General features: G+C 74.5%; 14 protein-coding genes. 8 read left to right on the forward strand and 6 right to left on the reverse strand.

From position 1 onward, the window contains the following. Positions 1 to 273 precede the first annotated feature (273 nt). Genes OG994_RS28070 through hemB form a run of 5 tightly spaced genes read left to right on the forward strand, consistent with a single transcriptional unit; the run spans position 274 to position 5948 of the window. Positions 274 to 1044, forward strand: coding sequence for a redox-sensing transcriptional repressor Rex (locus tag OG994_RS28070; protein ID WP_120329702.1), 771 nt, complete (start codon positions 274 to 276; stop codon positions 1042 to 1044). Then, complete coding sequence (locus OG994_RS28075; RefSeq protein WP_120329703.1) at positions 1041 to 2384, forward strand: glutamyl-tRNA reductase; 1344 nt, start codon at positions 1041 to 1043, stop codon at positions 2382 to 2384. Before OG994_RS28070 ends, OG994_RS28075 begins: the two co-directional genes overlap by 4 nt. Further along, positions 2381 to 3370: a hydroxymethylbilane synthase gene (gene hemC, locus OG994_RS28080; protein ID WP_120329704.1), complete on the forward strand. Its 990-nt coding sequence runs from the start codon at positions 2381 to 2383 to the stop codon at positions 3368 to 3370. The genes OG994_RS28075 and hemC overlap by 4 nt, the downstream gene beginning before the upstream one ends. Then, positions 3367 to 4947: a bifunctional uroporphyrinogen-III C-methyltransferase/uroporphyrinogen-III synthase gene (locus OG994_RS28085; RefSeq protein WP_328851501.1), complete on the forward strand. Its 1581-nt coding sequence runs from the start codon at positions 3367 to 3369 to the stop codon at positions 4945 to 4947. The genes hemC and OG994_RS28085 overlap by 4 nt, the downstream gene beginning before the upstream one ends. A gap of 17 nt (positions 4948 to 4964) precedes the next feature. Beyond that, positions 4965 to 5948, forward strand: coding sequence for a porphobilinogen synthase (gene hemB / locus OG994_RS28090; protein WP_328851502.1), 984 nt, complete (start codon positions 4965 to 4967; stop codon positions 5946 to 5948). Here the strand turns inward: hemB and OG994_RS28095 are convergent. Together OG994_RS28095 and OG994_RS28100 are read right to left on the reverse strand one after the other, a co-directional pair. Further along, positions 5899 to 7410 (reverse strand): DHA2 family efflux MFS transporter permease subunit, encoded by a 1512-nt coding sequence (locus OG994_RS28095; protein ID WP_120329707.1) that lies wholly within the window; start codon positions 7408 to 7410, stop codon positions 5899 to 5901. The genes hemB and OG994_RS28095 overlap by 50 nt on opposite strands. A 1-nt stretch (position 7411) precedes the next feature. Beyond that, positions 7412 to 7996, reverse strand: coding sequence for an NADPH-dependent FMN reductase (locus OG994_RS28100; protein ID WP_120329708.1), 585 nt, complete (start codon positions 7994 to 7996; stop codon positions 7412 to 7414). Positions 7997 to 8056: 60 nt separating this feature from the next. Here OG994_RS28100 and OG994_RS28105 point away from each other — a divergent pair, with 60 nt between their 5' ends. Beyond that, positions 8057 to 8404, forward strand: coding sequence for a MerR family transcriptional regulator (locus OG994_RS28105; protein WP_120329709.1), 348 nt, complete (start codon positions 8057 to 8059; stop codon positions 8402 to 8404). A 25-nt stretch (positions 8405 to 8429) separates the two neighbouring features. Here the strand turns inward: OG994_RS28105 and OG994_RS28110 are convergent, their stop codons facing one another. Both OG994_RS28110 and OG994_RS28115 read right to left on the reverse strand, forming a co-directional pair. After that, positions 8430 to 9446 carry a GNAT family N-acetyltransferase gene (locus OG994_RS28110; RefSeq protein ID WP_328853814.1) on the reverse strand — a complete coding sequence of 339 codons (1017 nt, stop codon included), beginning with the start codon at positions 9444 to 9446 and terminating at the stop codon, positions 8430 to 8432. A 73-nt stretch (positions 9447 to 9519) separates the two neighbouring features. Beyond that, positions 9520 to 10863, reverse strand: coding sequence for a lytic transglycosylase domain-containing protein (locus tag OG994_RS28115; RefSeq protein ID WP_407942620.1), 1344 nt, complete (start codon positions 10861 to 10863; stop codon positions 9520 to 9522). A gap of 323 nt (positions 10864 to 11186) precedes the next feature. On the opposite strand from OG994_RS28115, the gene OG994_RS28120 reads away from it, so the two are divergent. Together OG994_RS28120 and OG994_RS28125 are read left to right on the forward strand one after the other, a co-directional pair. Beyond that, complete coding sequence (locus OG994_RS28120) at positions 11187 to 11399, forward strand: FmdB family zinc ribbon protein (RefSeq protein ID WP_328851504.1); 213 nt, start codon at positions 11187 to 11189, stop codon at positions 11397 to 11399. 131 nt (positions 11400 to 11530) lie between these two features. Then, positions 11531 to 14410, forward strand: a complete 2880-nt coding sequence (locus OG994_RS28125; RefSeq protein WP_328851505.1) for an ATP-binding protein — start codon at positions 11531 to 11533, stop codon at positions 14408 to 14410. Positions 14411 to 14598: 188 nt separating this feature from the next. Here OG994_RS28125 and OG994_RS28130 read toward each other — a convergent pair whose 3' ends face one another. Beyond that, the gene (locus OG994_RS28130; RefSeq protein WP_328851506.1) at positions 14599 to 15141 is read right to left on the reverse strand and encodes a phospholipase; all 543 of its coding nucleotides are present in this window, start codon (positions 15139 to 15141) and stop codon (positions 14599 to 14601) included. Positions 15142 to 15316: 175 nt separating this feature from the next. Then, on the reverse strand, positions 15317 to 16981 hold the full coding sequence (locus tag OG994_RS28135) for a glycoside hydrolase family 10 protein (RefSeq protein WP_328851507.1): 1665 nt from the start codon (positions 16979 to 16981) through the stop codon (positions 15317 to 15319). Positions 16982 to 17200: the final 219 nt, after the last annotated feature.

Here is a 17200-nt window from a genome sequence, read left to right on the forward strand (position 1 = left end):
CGGCGACGGCGCGCGATTGGTCAGAGAAGTCGGGATTGAGCAATAATCGCCAGGCGGCGCCGGCGGGGGCTGCCGGATCGATCTTGTGGGATGGAGGGCCAGGTGAAGCCGCGTCGCGAGCTGACAAGATCGCGATTTGTGCACGTCTTCACAAGCGCCTACTCTGTAATTCCGACGCGCCCTGCTAGCACAGCCGGCACCCTCGGTGGCCAGCGGGAGTTCCGAAGCGGCCGACCGCCGGAGTCGGCCGACGACCGCACCGCACGGAGTCTCATGAGTCAGCACCGTCACCCTGGCGCGCCCGGTAGCGCCGGTGCCGTACCGGCGCTTCCGGACCTGCCCGAGGCGACCGTCGCGCGGCTCCCGGAGTATCTCCGCGCCCTGCACAACCTCGCTGACACCGGCCACGAGACGGTCTCCAGCGAGGGCCTGGCCACCGCCGCCGGGGTCAACTCCGCCAAGCTCCGCAAGGACCTCTCCCACCTGGGCTCGTACGGCACCCGCGGGGTCGGCTACGACGTCGCCGTGCTGATCGGTCAGATCGAGTCGGTGCTCGGGCTGACCCAGAACCGGGCGGTCGCCCTGGTCGGCGTGGGTAACCTCGGTCACGCCCTGGCCGGCTACGACGGCTTCGCGAGCCGCGGCTTCCGCATCGCCGCGCTCTTCGACGCCGACCCGGCGCGCGTGGGCGAGGAGATCAACGGCCTGGTCGTACGCCACATCGACGAGCTGCCCCGGGTCGCCGCCGAGGAGTCCATCGCCATCGGCGTGATCGCCACCCCGGCCGCCGCCGCCCAGCAGGTGGCCGACGAGCTGGTCGCGGTCGGCGTGACGAGCATCCTGAACTTCGCACCCTGCGTACTCTCGGTCCCGGAGGGGGTCGACGTGCGCAAGGTCGATCTCGCCATCGAGCTGCAGATCCTGTCCTTCCACGAGCACCGCAAGGCGTCGCTGACCGGATTGCCCGCCACCGGCGGCTCCGCCCTCACGGCCCTGCCCGGTGGGCTCGCGGCCACCGACTCCCAGGAGGCGATCGGCACGTGAAACTCCTCGTCGTCGGCGCGTCCTACCGCACCGCCCCGGTCGCCACGCTCGAACAGCTGGCGGTGCCCCCGGCGGAGCTGGGCCGCATCCTGGACCGGCTGGTCGCCCAGCCGTACGTGAGCGAAGCCGTGCTCGTCTCCACCTGCAACCGGGTGGAGGTCTACGCCTCCGTGTCCGGTTTCCACGGCGGCCTCGGCGACATCTGCGCCGTCCTGGCCGAGCACGCCCACTGCGCCCCGGGCGCGCTCGCCAACCACCTCTACGTGCACTACGACGCCGCGGCGGTCGACCACGTCTTCCGGGTCGCCACCGGACTGGACTCGATGGTGGTCGGCGAGGCCCAGATCCTCGGCCAGCTGCGCGACGCCTACCACTGGGCCACCGACGCCGACTCGGCCGGCCGCCTGCTGCACGAGCTGATGCAGCAGGCCCTGCGGGTGGGCAAGCGCGCGCACGCCGAGACCGGCATCGACCGGGCCGGCCAGAGCGTGGTCACGGCCGCCCTGGGACTGGCCGCCGATCATCTCGACGGCGACCTCGCCGGCCGGCCGGCCCTGGTGGTCGGGGCCGGCGCGATGGGCTCGCTGGGCGTCGCGACGCTCTCGCGGCTCGGCGCCGCGCCGCTCACGGTCACCAACCGCGGGATCGACCGGGCGGTCCGGCTGGCCGAGTCGTACGGGGCCACCGCCGTCCCGATGGCCGAGCTGTCCGCCGCGCTCTCCACAGTGGACATCGTAGTGGCCGCCACCGCGGCCATCGAACCGGTCCTCACCCGCGCGGTGGTGACCGCCGCGCTGGCCGAACGCGCCCCCGACCGCGGCCCACTGGTCCTGCTCGACCTCGCCGTGCCGCGTGACGTGGAGGCCGGGGTCGCCGAGCTGCCCGGGGTCGAGGTCATCGACATCGAGCGCATGGCCGCCCTGCTGGCCGACGGCGAGGCCGCGGGCGACGCCGCCGCCGTCGAGCGCATCGTCAGCACGGAGGTCGATGCCTTCCTCACCTGGCTGCGCGGGGCCGACGTCGCTCCCACGGTCGCCGCCCTGCGCGGGCGCGCCGACGACGTGGTCAGCGCCGAGCTGCGCCGGCTCGCCCAGCGGCGGCCCGACCTCACCGACGACCAGCGCGCCGAGGTGGCCCGGACGGTGCACCGGGTGGTGCAGCGCCTGCTGCACCAGCCGACGGTGCGCGTCCGCCAGCTCGCCGCGGAGCCCGGCGGCGACCAGTACGCGGCCCTGCTGCGGGAGCTGTTCGACCTCCAGGTGCCGCAGACCTCGCCGGTCGACACCGTCCCCGACGTCGTGGAGACCGACCCCACCCCGCCCACCGGAGGTGAGCGATGACCCCCCTGCGCCTCGGTACCCGGGGCAGCGCGCTCGCGATGGCCCAGTCCGGGCACGTCGCCGACGCGCTGACCGCGGCCACCGGACGCCCCGTCGAACTGGTCGAGATCGTCACCGCCGGTGACCGCTCGCACGCGCCGGTGCACCGTCTCGGCGTCGGCGTCTTCGTCTCGGCCCTGCGCGACGCGTTGGCCGCCCGCACCATCGACTTCGCGGTCCACTCCTACAAGGACCTGCCGACCGCGCAGACCGCCGGGCTGCACATCGCGGCGGTGCCGCCCCGGGAGGACCCGCGTGACGCGCTGGTCGCCCGGGACGGCCGTACGCTCGCGGAGCTGCCGCCGGGCGCGCGGGTCGGCACCGGCTCGCTGCGCCGAACGGCCCAGCTGCACGCCCTCGGGATGCAGCTGGACGTCACCCCGATCCGGGGCAACGTGGACACCCGCCTGGCGCGGGTGCTCGGCCCGGACGCCGACCTCGACGCGATCGTCCTGGCCCGGGCCGGGCTCAGCCGGCTCGGTCGGGCCGGCGAGATCACCGAGACGCTCGACCCGATGCTGATGCTGCCCGCGCCCGCCCAGGGCGCGCTCGCGGTGGAGTGCCGGGCCGACGACACCGACATGATCGAGCTGCTCGCCGTGCTCGATCACGCACCGACCCGCGCCGCGGTCACCGCGGAGCGGGCGTTGCTGGCCACTCTCGAGGCCGGATGCTCCGCTCCGGTCGCCGCCTACGCCGTCGTCGCCGAGGGCGAGCCCTCGGGCTCGGACGCCGAGGCCGCCGGTGAGGAGATCTACCTGCGCGGGGCGGTGATCAGTCCGGACGGCACCCGTGACCTCCGGCTGTCCCGCACCGGAACGCCCGCCGACGCGGCGGAGATCGGCAAGGCACTCGCCGCCGAACTCCTCGACCTCGGCGCCGACACGATCCTCGGCCACGAAGGACACACCGGTCCGGGGACCCAGCAATTTGGGAGCACAGAATGACCCGCACCCGTAAGCCCGTAGGCCGCATCGCGTTCGTCGGGGCCGGTCCCGGCGACCCGGGCCTGCTGACCCGCCGGGCGCACGACGCCCTGGTCGACGCGGACCAGGTGGTGTACGACCGGGGAGTCCCCGAGTCGCTGCTCGCGGCCGTGCGCGCCGAGGCCCGTGCCGACGCCGAGTTCACCCCGGCCGAAGGGGCGCCGGGTGACGTGGCCAAGGTGCTCATCTCCGCGGCCCGCGCCGGGCAGAACGCCGTGCACCTCGTCGCCGGGGACCCGTTCGGCCACGACTCGGTGGTCAAGGAGGTGCAGGCGGTCGCCCGCACCGCCGCCCAGTTCGAGGTGGTGCCGGGCGTGGGTCAGGCCGAGGGCGTCGCCACGTACGCGGGCGTGCCGCTGCCGGGCGTACGCACGGCGGCGGACGTCGAGGACGTCGGCGCGCTGGACTTCGAGGCGCTGGCCGCGGCCGCCGCCCGGGGCTCGCTGGCGCTCGCCGTGGACGCCGGTGACCTCGCGGCGGTCCGGGACGGGCTGCTCGCGGCGGGCGTGGACGGCGCCACGGCGGTCGGCGTGACCGGGGACGGCACCGGCGAGACGCAGTACACGACCACGTCGACGGTGGACAGCTTCGTGGCCGCCGCGCTCGGCTTCACCGGCCGGGTGGTGCTCACCCTCGGTGAGGGCGTCGGCGAGCGGGACAAGCTCAGCTGGTGGGAGAACCGGCCGCTGTACGGCTGGAAGGTGCTCGTGCCGCGTACGAAGGAGCAGGCCGGCGTGATGAGCGCCCGGCTGCGCGCGTACGGGGCGATCCCGTGCGAGGTGCCGACCATCGCCGTGGAGCCGCCGCGCACCCCGGCGCAGATGGAGCGGGCGGTCAAGGGACTGGTCGACGGCCGGTACGCCTGGGTGATCTTCACCTCGGTGAACGCGGTCCGCGCGGTCTGGGAGAAGTTCGCCGAGCACGGGCTCGACGCCCGGCACTTCGGCGGCGTCAAGATCGCCTGCATCGGCGACGCGACGGCCGACGCGGTGCGCGCGTTCGGCATCCAGCCGGAGCTGATCCCGTCGGGCGAGCAGTCCTCCGAGGGCCTGCTGGCCGAGTTCTCGCCGCACGACGAGGTGCTCGACCCGGTCGGCCGGGTGCTGCTGCCGCGCGCCGACATCGCCACCGAGACGCTCGCCGCCGGGCTCACGGAGCGCGGCTGGGAGGTCGACGACGTGACCGCGTACCGGACGGTCCGGGCGGCGCCGCCGCCGGCCGAGATCCGCGACGCGATCAAGTCGGGCGGGTTTGACGCGGTGCTCTTCACCTCGTCCTCGACGGTCCGGAACCTCGTCGGCATCGCCGGGAAGCCGCACGCGCGTACAGTTGTGGCGGTCATCGGCCCGAAGACGGCGGAGACGGCGACGGAGTTCGGCCTGCGGGTCGACGTCCAGCCGCAGCACGCCTCGGTGCCCGATCTGGTGGAGGCGCTCGCCGCCTACGCCGTCGAACTGCGGGAGAAGCTCGCCGCCATGCCGGCGAAGCAGCGTCGCGGCTCGAAGGTGCAGGGGCCGACCGCCCTGAGGTTCCGGTAGTCGTCCAGGAGGCACCCGTGCCGTACCCCGAGATCCGGCCCCGCCGGCTGCGCCGCACCCCGGCGCTGCGGCGGCTGGTCTCCGAGACCCGCCTCGACCCGGCCGAGCTGATCGTGCCGATGTTCGTCAAGGAGGGCCTCACCGAGCCGCGTGCGATCGCGTCGCTCCCGGGGGTGCTCCAGCACTCCCGGGACTCGCTGCGGAAGGCCGCCGTGGAGGCGGTGCAGGCGGGCATCGGCGGGATCATGCTCTTCGGCGTGCCCGCGGAGCGGGACCCGGCCGGTTCCGGCGGGATCGATCCGGACGGCATCCTCAACGTGGCGATCCGCGACGTCGTCTCCGAGGTGGGCGACGCCACCGTGGTGATGAGCGACCTCTGCCTGGACGAGTTCACCTCGCACGGGCACTGCGGTCTGCTCACCCCCGACGGCGAGGTCGACAACGACGCCACCCTGGGCGCGTACGCCGAGATGGCGGTGGCCCAGGCCGAGGCCGGCGTCCACGTGGTCGGGCCGTCCGGGATGATGGACGGCCAGGTCGGCGCGGTGCGCCGGGCGCTCGACGCCGCCGGCCATCAGGACGTGGCGGTGCTGGCCTACGCCGTGAAGTACGCCTCGGCCTTCTTCGGCCCCTTCCGGGACGCCGTGGAGTCCGCGCTGGAGGGCGACCGCCGGGCGTACCAGCAGGACCCGGCGAACCTGCGGGAGTCGCTGCGGGAGGTCGCGCTCGACGTGGCCGAGGGCGCCGACATGGTGATGGTGAAGCCGGCGCTGCCGTACCTGGACGTGGTCTCCGCGGTACGCGACGCGGTGGACGTGCCGGTCGCCGCGTACCAGGTCTCGGGCGAGTACGCGATGGTCGAGGCGGCCGCCGCGAACGGCTGGATCGACCGGGAGCGGGTGATGCTGGAGACGCTCACGTCGATCCGGCGCGCCGGCGCCCAGATCATCCTCACGTACTGGGCCGTGGAGGCGGCCCGGCTGCTCCGCGAGCGTTACTGACCGCCGGGTCGCCGCCGGCGGGCGGCGGGACCGGCCGGCCGGGTAGCCGCCGGCTGGTGAACCAGGCCAGCCCGAGCAGCACCGCGGAGACCGCCACCGCGAACTGCACGGACCACGCCAGCTCGGGCACGAGTCCGGCGCGGGTGACCGGGTCGAGCCGCGCGACGGCGGCGATGCCCTCCCCGGCGAGTGCCGGTGCGGACCGGCCGGCGGCCCAGGAGAGCGCCGCGGCGATCAGCGCCGTGCCGGCTGCCACGGAGGTGTGCGACACGGTGGTGAGCAGCGTCGTGCCGGAGGGCAGGTCCGCCGGTGGCAGAGACCGGCTGGCCGCCGTCATGGTCGGCATGAGGGTGGCGCCCATGCCCAGCCCGATGACCGCGCCGAGCACGGCGATCAGCGCGTACGACGTGTCGGCGTCCAGCACCAGGGCCCGCGCCACGGTGCCGGCCGTCGCCGTCGCGATGCCGAGACCGACCAGCCGGCGGGCGGACACCCGGTCCACGAGCCGGGTTGCCACCTGGAGCATGAGCCCGGTCGTCAGCGCCTGCGGGATCCCGATCACCCCGGCGAGGGTGGCGCTGTCGCCGCGCACGATCTGGACGTACGCCGGGATGGTCAGGAAGGCGCCGAAGTAGCCGGCGGCGAACAGCGCGACCGTGCCGGCTCCCCCGGCCATGCCGGGCGCGCGGAGCACGGACAGCCGCAGCAGCGGGTGCCGGACGCGGCCGGCCCGGCGGACGAACGCGGCCACCAGCACGGCGCCGAGCGCCAGCGGGACCAGCACCGGGCCGCTGACCACACCGCCGCTCTCTCCGGTGAGGCTGAGCGCCAGCACGGCCAGGGTGAGGCCCGGGCAGAGCAGCAGGAGCCCGGTGACGTCCAGGGGAGCCGGTTCGCGGCGGGCCTCGGGCGGCGGCAGGAGCCGCCGGCCGAGCAGCAGCGCCGCCGCGCCGACCGGGAGGTTGATCCAGAAGATCCACCGCCAGGACGCGTGGTCGAGCAGCACCCCGCCGAGCACCGGCCCGATCAGCGGGCCGACCAGGACCGGCAGTCCCAGCAGGCTCATCATCCGGCCCCGCCGGTGCGGCGGCACCGCGGCCAGGGCGATCGTCATGCCGACGGGGTTGAGCAGCCCGCCGCCGAGACCCTGCACGGCCCGGAAGACGATCAGCGAGCCGATGTCCCACGCCAGCCCGGCCAGCACCGAGCCGGCCGTGAACAGCAGGAGCGCGCCGAGGTAGGCGGCGCGGGGGCCGTACCGCCCGATGACCCAGGCGGCCGTCGGCATGACGGCGACCAGCGCGAGGGCGTACGCGCTGGTCACCCAGCCGACCGTGGTCAGGTTCGTGTCGAGGTCCTCGACAAGGCGAGGCAGCGCCACGACGGTGACCGTGGTGTCGATCACCGCGAGCAGGCCGCCGAGGGTCAGGTACCAACCGAGGCGTCGTGTTCTGCCGTCCACGTCAGCTCCCGTACGGTCGGGTCCGCCGGGCGGCGCGCAGCGCCTCGGCCCACCACACCAGCTCGGTCAGGGTCGCGTCGGCGGCCCGGCGCGTCGGCCCGTCGTCGACGAACCGGCCGGCCGCGTCGATCCGCTCCCACGGAGCGGTGAGCACCACGCCCGTGCGGGTGGTGGCCGCGTGCAGTTCGGCGAAGACCAGGCGCAACTGTTCGACGGCGCGGACGCCGCCGGAGCCGGCGCCGTACGAGACGAAGGCGACCGGCTTGCCCATCCACTCCCGGTGGTGCCAGTCGATGGCGTTCTTCAGTGCCGCCGGGAAGCTGTGGTTGTACTCCGGGGTGACCACCACGAAGCCGTCCGCCTCGGCGAGCCGGCCGGCGATCGGGCTGGCCGGGTTGCCGCCGGGCGGGGTGTCGGTGAGGGGAAGGGCCACCTCGGCGAGATCGATCAGGTCGGTACGGAGGTCGTCGCGTTCGGCGGCCCGGCCGACGAACCAGTCGGCGACGAGGCGGCCGATCCGCGGCCGGCGCACGCTGCCGACGAGCACGGCGACGGTGGGCGGTGAACTGGCTGCTTGCGTCGTCATGCACCCGACGCTAAAACTGAAACAAATGTTTAAGTCAAGGGTGACCAACGGAGGGCGCGAGTGAGCACGCTCACAGTCAGCGACGTGGCCCGAGAGAGCGGCGTCAGCGGCTCGGCGGTGCGGTTCTACGAGCGGCAGGGGCTCATCACGGCCGGCCGCACCAGCGGCAACCAGCGGCGGTTCGGGCCGGAGGCGGCGTGCCGGGTCCGGGTCGCCCGCGTCGCGCAGCGGATCGGCCTGAGCGTCGGTGAGATCCGGGAGCTGCTCGCCGCCCTGCCGCCGGACCCGGAGCCGGCCGACTGGCAGGCACTGCACGAGCGGCTGACCGCCGAGGCGGAGCAGCGGATCCGTGAGCTGCACGCCGCCCTCGACGACATCCGCTCCGGTCGCAAGCTCTGCGAGCTCTGACCCCGCGTCCGCCCCGATCGGGCGGTCAGCGGGCCGCGTCGAGGCGGTGCACCAGCTCGGCCACGTCGACGCTGTACTCGCACCAGTCGCGGTCGGGCCGGTAACCCAGCTCGGCGTTCACCTTCAACATCGCCTCGTTGGCCTGGGCGTTCCAGGTCTGCACCTCGGCCAGTTCCGGCTCGGCCGAACGCAGTTCGATCAGCATCCGCGCCTTGATGGCCCGGTCGATGCCGTAGCCGCGGTGGTCCTGCACGACGATCGTGTCGTACTGGTCGGCCCGGGTGGGGTGCTGCGCCGGCACCACGACCTCGGTCAGCCCGGCCACCTCGCCGGTCTGCTCGTGCAGGGCCAGCACGATGTACGGCTTCATGCCGCGCCGGTGCAGGCAGTCCAGGCTGTCCCGCAGCCGCTGCGCGTCGTAGGAGCTGGGGCGCAGTTCCCCGTCCTCGATGTCGCGGACCTCGGCCTTGGCCCGCGCGTACGCCTCGATGAGCTCGTCGGGCGGTCCGCCCGGGTGGAACTCCAGGTGGTAGCCCGCCCCGATGCCGCCGGCCATCTCGGCCAACTCGGCCCAGTCCACCGTGGAGAGGTCGAGGACACTGCGGGTCTCGACGTACTCCCTCGTGAAGCCGAGCGCCTCGTAGAAGCCCACGGCCGGGGTGTCGCCGACGACCTCGGCGCCGATGGAGGAGAAGCCCTCCTGGTAGACCCGGCGCGCCGCGACCCGCACCAGCTCGCGCCCGAGGCCGGTGCGCCGCACCGAGGGGTGCACCAACACCTCCAGCACCCCGATGTCACCGAGCAGGAGCACGTGCACCTGGCCCAGGATGGCCCCCGGCGACCCGTCCGCGGCCGGCTCCCCCTGCGCGACCCACGAGATCCGCCGCTGGCCCGGCATCACCTCGGTGAGGTATTCCCGCAGGGAACTCTCCCGCCACGGCGGATCCTGCGGCAGGTCCGCCGCGAGGACCGCGTTGAGCGTGTCCAGCAGCGATGCGATCTCGGCGGACGACGCGGTCCGCGCGTCCCACTCGCGCACCATCACCCGTCTAGCTTGCCGCTAACCGCAGCCCGGGGGAAGTGCCCAGTTCTCCAAATGTAGGCGGACGATCACTTCACGTACGGCTGGCCCGCCCGTAACGGTTGGCGGTGTCGAAGACGTCCTGCGCGTAGCGGCGTACGTCGTTGTACGACAGGATGGCGTTCCACCAGTCCGCGGGGATGCTCAGGTTGCGGCCGTTGCGGCACAGGTAGTTCGCGGCGGCCAGGGCGGCGTCGTCGATGTCGTGCGGATCCTTGCGGCCGTCGTTGTCCGCGTCGACGCCGACCTCCTGCCAGGTGGTCGGGATGAACTGCATGGGGCCGATCGCGCGGTCGTAGGTGGTGTCCCGGTCGAGCTGGCCCCGATCGGTGTCGATGATGCGCATGCGGCCGTCCCGGCCGTCGAGCGGCAGGCCGATGATCTCCGGCGTGGCCCGCCCGTCCGCGCCGAGCGTGGCGCCGTTGGCCTGCCCGTGCGAGGACTCGACGAACCCGATGGCCGCCAGGGTCGTCCAGCTCAGCGCACAGCTGCGGTTGGTCTGGGCGAGCACCAGCTCGGCGTAGCCGTACGCCTGCATGGCCGTCGGGGAGATGCCGACCTTGGGGCCGATCTGCTGCGCCCAGCCGGCCAGCGCGTCCGCCGGGCGGCCCCCGGCCGGGCTGGCCGGAAGCCCGCCGGTGGGCGGTGCCGTGGTGGGCAACGTACCGTCGGGCAGCCCCGACGCCGGCACCGACGGCGCCAGCCCGGGAGCCGGAGCGGTGGGTGCGGCGGTGGCGTCCGCCGCGACCGGCCGGGGCGCGCGGATCGTCGCCGGCACCACCAGCGCGCCGGCCGCCGCCGTCGCCGCCACCAGGGCGAGCAGGACCACGCCGGTGAGCGTGAGCCGGCCGCTGGGCCGCCGCGACCAGGAGCGGGTGGCCCGGGCGGCGGCCGTCGCGGCGCGGCGTGGGCCCAGGCGTACGGCGTGCGCGAACGGCACCCGGTAGCCGCGGGTCCTCCGCGCGGGCGCGGAGCCCGGGCCGTCCGTCGCCGGGTCGGTCGGCGACGCGCCCGCGGAGCCGATCGTGGAGTCGGCGTCGGACTTCGGTGCGGAGGCCGCGTCGCTCGTCGGGGACGGTGCGGTCGTCGCGTCGGCCTTCGGGGCCGGGTCGGTAGTCGTGCCCGCGCCGGTGTCCACGGTGGTGTCCGCGCCGGCCTTCGGGACCGGGTCCGTCCTGGTGTCCGGGGTGTCCGCGTCGGCCTTCGGGTCTGCGTCGCTCCGCGCGTCCGCGCCGGCGTCGCTCGCCGGGGCAGGGTCCGTGGCCCCGCCCGCGTCGGTGTGCGAGGCGGTGTCCGGGCCGGCGGTCGGGTCGGTCGCCGAGCCCGCGACAGTGCTCGGAGCCGGCTCGGCGTCCGTCCTCGGCTCGGCAGGCCCCACCCCGCCGGTCGCCGACGCGGCCTCGCCCGTGGTGCCGCCTGCGGCGTCGGGTGTGGACGCTTCCTCGGTCGGGGCCTGCCGCTCGCCGTCCGGGCCGCCCTCGGACCCGGGCCCGGCGGGGGTGCCCGCTCTCAGCCAGGGGCGGCGCGGCCGGGGCAGCCGTCCGGGAGCCGGATCGGGTGCCGCGCCGGACTCGGCGAGTGGCCCGTCGAGCGGCGCGGCCGGGCGCAGGGGCCGAAGTTTCGATCTGTCCTCGCCGTCCACCACCCGTCGAGTATCACCCATGCTCCGCGACACGTCAGGTCCGCGCGTACCCTGATCTCATGCCCCGGTACGAGTTCCGCTGCCGCGCCTGCGGCGACACGTTCGAGGTCAACCGCACCATGGACCGGGCCGGTGAGCCGGCCGCGTGCCCCCAGGGTCACCTGGACACCGTCAAGCTGCTCTCCACCGTGGCGGTCACCGGCCGCGGTGGCGCCTCCGGTGGCGCACCGTCGTCCGGCGGTGGCTGCTGCGGCGGCGCCTGCGGCTGCTGAGACGCGAACGCGGGACCACCCGCACCCACCGAGCGGCGGGCGGACCTTGCCCCAGCCGAGGCCGAGTGGCACCTTGAGTCCGTGCCCGGCCGGCCGTTCTCACGATGCGTCACCGCCCGGCTTCGGGCAGCATGAATCCGACGTCACGGGCGGAGGTTCGACGCATGGCGGCACGGATCCAGCTCCCGACCGGGTGGGTGACCTTCGTGTTCACCGACATCGAGGGCTCGACCCGGCTGGCGCAGCTGCTCGGTCCGGACTACCGCCCGGTGCTCAGCGAACACCGCCGGCTGCTGCGCCGGACGCTCGCCGGGACGGGCGGCGCGGAGCTGCTCACCGAGGGCGACTCGTTCTTCCTCGCCTTCCCCGACGCGACGGCCGCGCTGACCGCCTGCCTCACCGCCCAGCGGGCCCTGGCCAGCCACGACTGGCCCACGCCCGAGGCCGCGCCGCGCGTACGGATGGGTCTGCACACCGGCTACGCGGAACCGCGCGACGGCGAGTACGCGAGCCCGGAGGTGCACCGCGCGGCCCGGATCGCCGCGGCCGCGCACGGCGGCCAGGTGCTCTGCTCGGCGTCGACGGCCCGCCGCGCCGACCCGTTGCCCGCGGGCGCCTCCCTGCTCGACCTCGGCCTGCACCGGCTGCGCGGGTTCGACGACCGGGAACGCCTCTTCCAGCTGGTCGCTCCGGGGTTGGAGCGGCAGTTCCCACGCCCGCGCACCGCCGACGCGGTGGCGCACAACCTGCCCACCCAGGTCACCTCGTTCATCGGTCGGGAGACCGAACGCGCCGAGCTGCGCCGCCTCGTGGAGGAGCACCGGCTGGTGACCGTGCTCGGTGCGGGCGGCGCCGGCAAGACCCGGCTCGCCGTCGAGCTGGCCTCCGGCGTGGTCGAGGCGTACCCGGACGGGGTCTGGTTCGTCGACATCGCCGCGGTGACCGACCCGGGGCTGGTGGCGTTCGAGGTGGCGGCCGTGCTCGGCCTGCGGCCGGAGCCGGGCCGGCCGGTGGTGGACACCCTCGTGGAGTACGCGGCCGCCCGCCGGATGCTGATCCTGCTGGACACCTGCGACGCGCAGCCGGCGGCCTGCGCCGAGGTGATCGCCCGGCTGCTCGCCGGCGGGCGCGGGGTGCGGGTGCTGGCCACCAGCCGGGAGTCGTTCGGCCTGCCGGGGGAGGTGGTGTGGCGGATCCCGCCGCTCTCGGTCGAGCCGCGCGACGACGGCGCGGAGAGCGACGCCGTGGCGCTGCTGCTGGACCGCACCGCGGCGGCGCGGGGCGGCCGGCCGCCGGACCCGGCCGAGTCGGCGGACCTGCGCCGGGTGGTGCAACGCCTGGACGGGCTGCCGCTCGCCATCGAGCTGGCCGCCGCGCGGCTGCGGGTGCTCTCGGTCGGCCAGCTCGCCGAACGCCTCGACGACGTCCTCGGGACGCTGGACGCGGGCCGGGAGGACCCGGAGCCGCCGCCGGTGGACCGGGGCTGGATGGGCAACCAGCAGGACACGGTGGACCTGGTCGCCGCGGCGGCCGGCGCGTCCCCGCCGACCCCGGCGACCCGGGCCGTGCAGAAGTCGGCGACGGAGCGCCACCTCACCATGCAGGCCACCGTCACGTGGTCGTACCGGACCCTCGGGCCGCGGGCCGCCCGGCTGCTGCGGTGGATGTCCGTCTTCGCCGGTCCGGTGGACCTCGCGACGGTGGAGTGGTTGCTCGGTGACGACCCGCTCGACCCGCTCTCGGTGCTGGTGGACAAGTCGATGGTGCTCGCCGAGCCGCACGCCTCGGGCAGCACCTACCGGATGCTCGACCCGATCCGGGCGTACGCGGCCCGGCGGCTCGCCGAGGCGGGGGAGGAGCGGGCCGCCCGGGACCGGCACGTGGCCTGGTCGGCGCACGCCCTGGAGCGGGCGCACCTGGGCGCGGACGGTCGCCCGGTCACCCTGTCCCTCTACACGCTCGACCCGCTCGCCGGCGAGCTGCGGGCCGCGCTGCGCTGGTGCGCGACCGGTGGCAGCGCCGCGGCCGGCCTGCGTCTCGCGGGTGGCCTCGACCAGTGGTGGCGCGAACGGGGACTGGCCCGGGAGGGGCGGCTGTGGCTGTTCCGGCTCTACGGGCGGATCGCCGAGACGGGTGAGCGGATCCCGGACGCGGAGCTGGCGGCGGCGTACCACATGCACTCGCTGCACGCCGGGGCGGACGGCGAGTTCGCCGAGGAGCTGCGCTACTCGCAGCGTGCCGAGGCCGCGGCCCGGCAGGCGGGCGACGCCGGCCTGCTGGCCCGGGTGCTGGCCGGCCGGGCCGCGCCGCTGGTCGACATGGGACAGTTCGTCGAGGCCGAGCGGGTCTGCCGCGAGGTCATCGACTGGGCGCACGGCCAGGACGTGCTGGGCGACGCGCTGCTCGCCGTCTACAGCCTGGCCGAACTGCTCTGGCGCCGCGGTGCGCTGGACGAGGCGGCGGAGCTGCTCGGGGCCGCCCGCCCCGTGGAGGCGGCCCGGCCGCGCGAACGGGGGAGGCGCTCGGTCGACATGCTGCTGGGCATGGTGGCGCTGGCCCGGGGCGATCTGATCGCGGCGCACGAGCACCTGCTGGTGGCGTTGCGCTCGCGGATGAGCCACGGCTTCCACGGCCGGGCGTGCGACACGCTGAACGCCATCGCGGTGCGCTGCGCGGCCGGGGGAGACCTGCACCTCGCGGCTCGGCTCTTCGGTGCCGCCCAGGCGACCGGCGCCAACCTGCGCTGCACGACCGGCATCTACGGGGCGTACTGGGCCGAGCAGCAGGCGGAGCTGCGCGCCCGGCTGGGCGACGCGGCCTTCGACGCCGCGTACGGGGAGGGGGCCGAGCTGAGCCTGGAGGAGGCGGCCGCGCTCGCGCTGGACGTCGAGCACCCCGACCTCGCCGCCGACTCCACGCGGTTCAGCACGCTGCCGACCCGCCTCGCGCCCCGCCAGGCCGCGCCGTCGGAACCGGACCGGCGGCCGGCGGGCCACAGCGAGCGCGCCTGACCGTACGGCGGGCGGGACGTCAGCGCCGGCGGCGAACCGCGCCGGCTCGGGGGTCGCCAGCCGGAGACGAGGCGGACGACGAATCCCGAGGCGGGACGCCGAATCCCGTGGCGGACCCGGGCCCGTGCGCCCGTTCTCCCGGTGGCACGGGCCCGCGTCGCTGAGGGTGGACGGTGCGACCCGTCGGGTCAGGCGCGCAGCCCGGCCCGGCGCTCGGCGTCGGCCTTCATGGCGGCGGCGCGCTCGATGTCGGCCGGGTCCACGGCCGCCAGGGAGCCGAAGAGGCTGACGGCCTGGTAGTAGGTCCACGCCAGGCTGAGGCAGGCCGGACGGACGACCGAGTTGTACGTGGCGCAGACCCGCTTGAGGTCCTCGTAGAAGGCGCTGTCCAGCCGGGGCTTGTTGGCCGGGAACTGGCCCATCGCCTTGTAGTTGCGGTAGCCGAAGTCGTGCCGGTGGCAGGAGAGTTCGAAGCGGAAGCCGAGCGGGTTGTCCGGGCTCGACGAGCAGTAGTCGGTGGACCAGTCGAAGGCGTACTCGGCCCAGGGCGCCCGGTCCAGGCGGGCCGAGTTCCAGGCGGCGTAGCTGGTGGCGCTGGTCTGCGTCCATCCGGACAGGACGGTGAGCTTCTGTGTCGGGGTGACGGCGGCGGTGGCGGGGGAGGCGGCTCCCAGCGCGACGAGCAGCGCGAGCGCGCCCGAGGCGAGGAGCGTGGCGAGGCGTCTGGGCACTGGTACCTCCGCGGGGGTGTGCGGGTGGGTGGTTACCGGCGGGTCACCGGGTGCCCATCAGTGTCGATCGATGAATAGGCGTAGATCTTGCGCCTGGCCCGACGATTGGTGACATCCGTCGAAACAGACGAATGCCCCGGGCGCGGGGCGCACCCGGGGCATCCGACCGTTGCGGTCAGCGCAGCACGAAGGCCGGCGGGCTCGCCGGGCTCTCGTTGGCCAGCCGGTCGAGCGCGGTCACGTAGTACGTGTACCGCTTGCCCGGCTCGGCGGTCGTGTCCACCCAGGACTGGACCCGGCCGTCGGTGGCGCGGACGGTGTCGACCAGGTGGGTGGCGTCGGCGAAGTCGCACTTGCCGGCCAGCTTCACGCCGTCGAGGCGGTAGATCGCGTACGAGGTGGCGGTGCCGAGCGGGCCGACACCGTCGGCCGGCTGCTGCCAGCTCAGCCGGACCCCGTCGTCCTCGCGGACGGACCGGGTGACCACGGGCATCAGCAGCGGCTTCGCCGGCAGGTGCGACATGGTCGGGATCAGCGCCGGGCGGGAGTAGTGCTCGGCCGCGTAGATGTCGGTGGCGCCGAGCCGGTTGGCGCGCACCTGCACGGCCGAGAAGTGGATGTTGCCCTGGACCTCCGGGTACGACCGGTTGAGGGTCAGGTGGTCCGACAGCTCACGCGGGTTCATCCAGAACGACCCGTACGCCGGGTCGCCGCTCTTGTAGTCGGCCTGCCCGATGTAGAGCTGCACCCGGGTGCCCCGGACGGTCTCCGCCCACCAGGGCACCAGCCGCGCGTAGTCCGCCGCCGGGTACTGGCCGATGTACCAGTAGAGCTGCGGGACGATGTAGTCGATCCACTCCTCCTTGACCCACTTGCGGGTGTCGGCGGAGATGATGTCGTACGACTGGCTGCCGGTGGTGTCCGAGCCGAGCGGGTCGGCGGACTTGTTCCGCCAGATGCCGAACGGGCTGACGCCGAACTTCACCCAGGGCTTGACAGCCTTGATCTTGGCGTTCATCTCCTGGATCAGCAGGTTGATGTTGTCCCGCCGCCAGTCGGCCTTGTCGGTGAAGCCGCGGTTGTACTGGGCGAAGGTGGCGTCGTCCGGGTACTGGTGGGTGCCGCTCGGGTACGGGTAGAAGTAGTCGTCGAAGTGGACGGCGTCGATGTCGTACCGCTTCACCGCGTCCATCATCGCGGTCTCGACGAACTCGCGGACCTCGGGGATGCCGGGGTTGTAGTAGAGCCGGCTGCCGGCGACGCCGGCCGGCGGGTACGCGAACACCCAGTCCGGGTGCTGGCGGGCCGGGTGGTTCGGGGCCAGCTTCGAGATGTCCGCGCCGGCGCCGCCGGGGGCCGGCATCGAGACGCGGTACGGGTTCATCCAGGCGTGGAACTCCAGGTTCCGCTTGTGCGACTCCTCCACGAGGAACGCCAGCGGGTCCCAGCCCGGGTCCTGCCCGCGGACGCCCGTCAGGTACTCCGACCAGGGCTCGTGCGGGGACGGCCAGAACGCGTCGGCGGTGGGGCGGACCTGGACCACGACGGCGTTGTGGTTCAGCCGCTCGGCCAGGTCGAGCCATTCGAGGTACTCGGCCTTCTGGCGGGCGACCTGGTCGGGCGCGGTCTGGGACGCCTTGCTCGGCCAGTCGATGTTGGTGACGGAGGCGATCCACAGCGCCCGGAACTGCCGCTTCGGGGTGGCGGGATCGGTGGTGCAGGCAGCGGTGGCGGTGGTGGCACCCGCCGCGTCGGGCGTGGCGGACGCGGGGGTGGCGACGACGAGCGCGCCGAGCAGCGCCGCGGCCAGCCCGGCCGCGCCGAGCCGAGTTGCCTTCATGGGTGTGTCCCTTCGTTGGGGCTCCCGTGCAGGGTTCATCGCGGCGCCTTCGGCAAGATTCGCCGCTGGCCCTTTGCCGCTGGTAGGAAATTTTCATACCGTACGCGTCCGCGCAAGTGTCTGCGCAGGTTCTGTCCGTCCGTCCGATGCCCGCCCCCGGCCGCCGGCCGTCCCGTTCCGCCCAGCGGCCGCCCGATCGTGCCGGATTCACCCGTCCCG

Origin of the sequence: Micromonospora globbae (genome assembly GCF_036184225.1) — a bacterium.
Classification (GTDB): domain Bacteria; phylum Actinomycetota; class Actinomycetes; order Mycobacteriales; family Micromonosporaceae; genus Micromonospora; species Micromonospora globbae.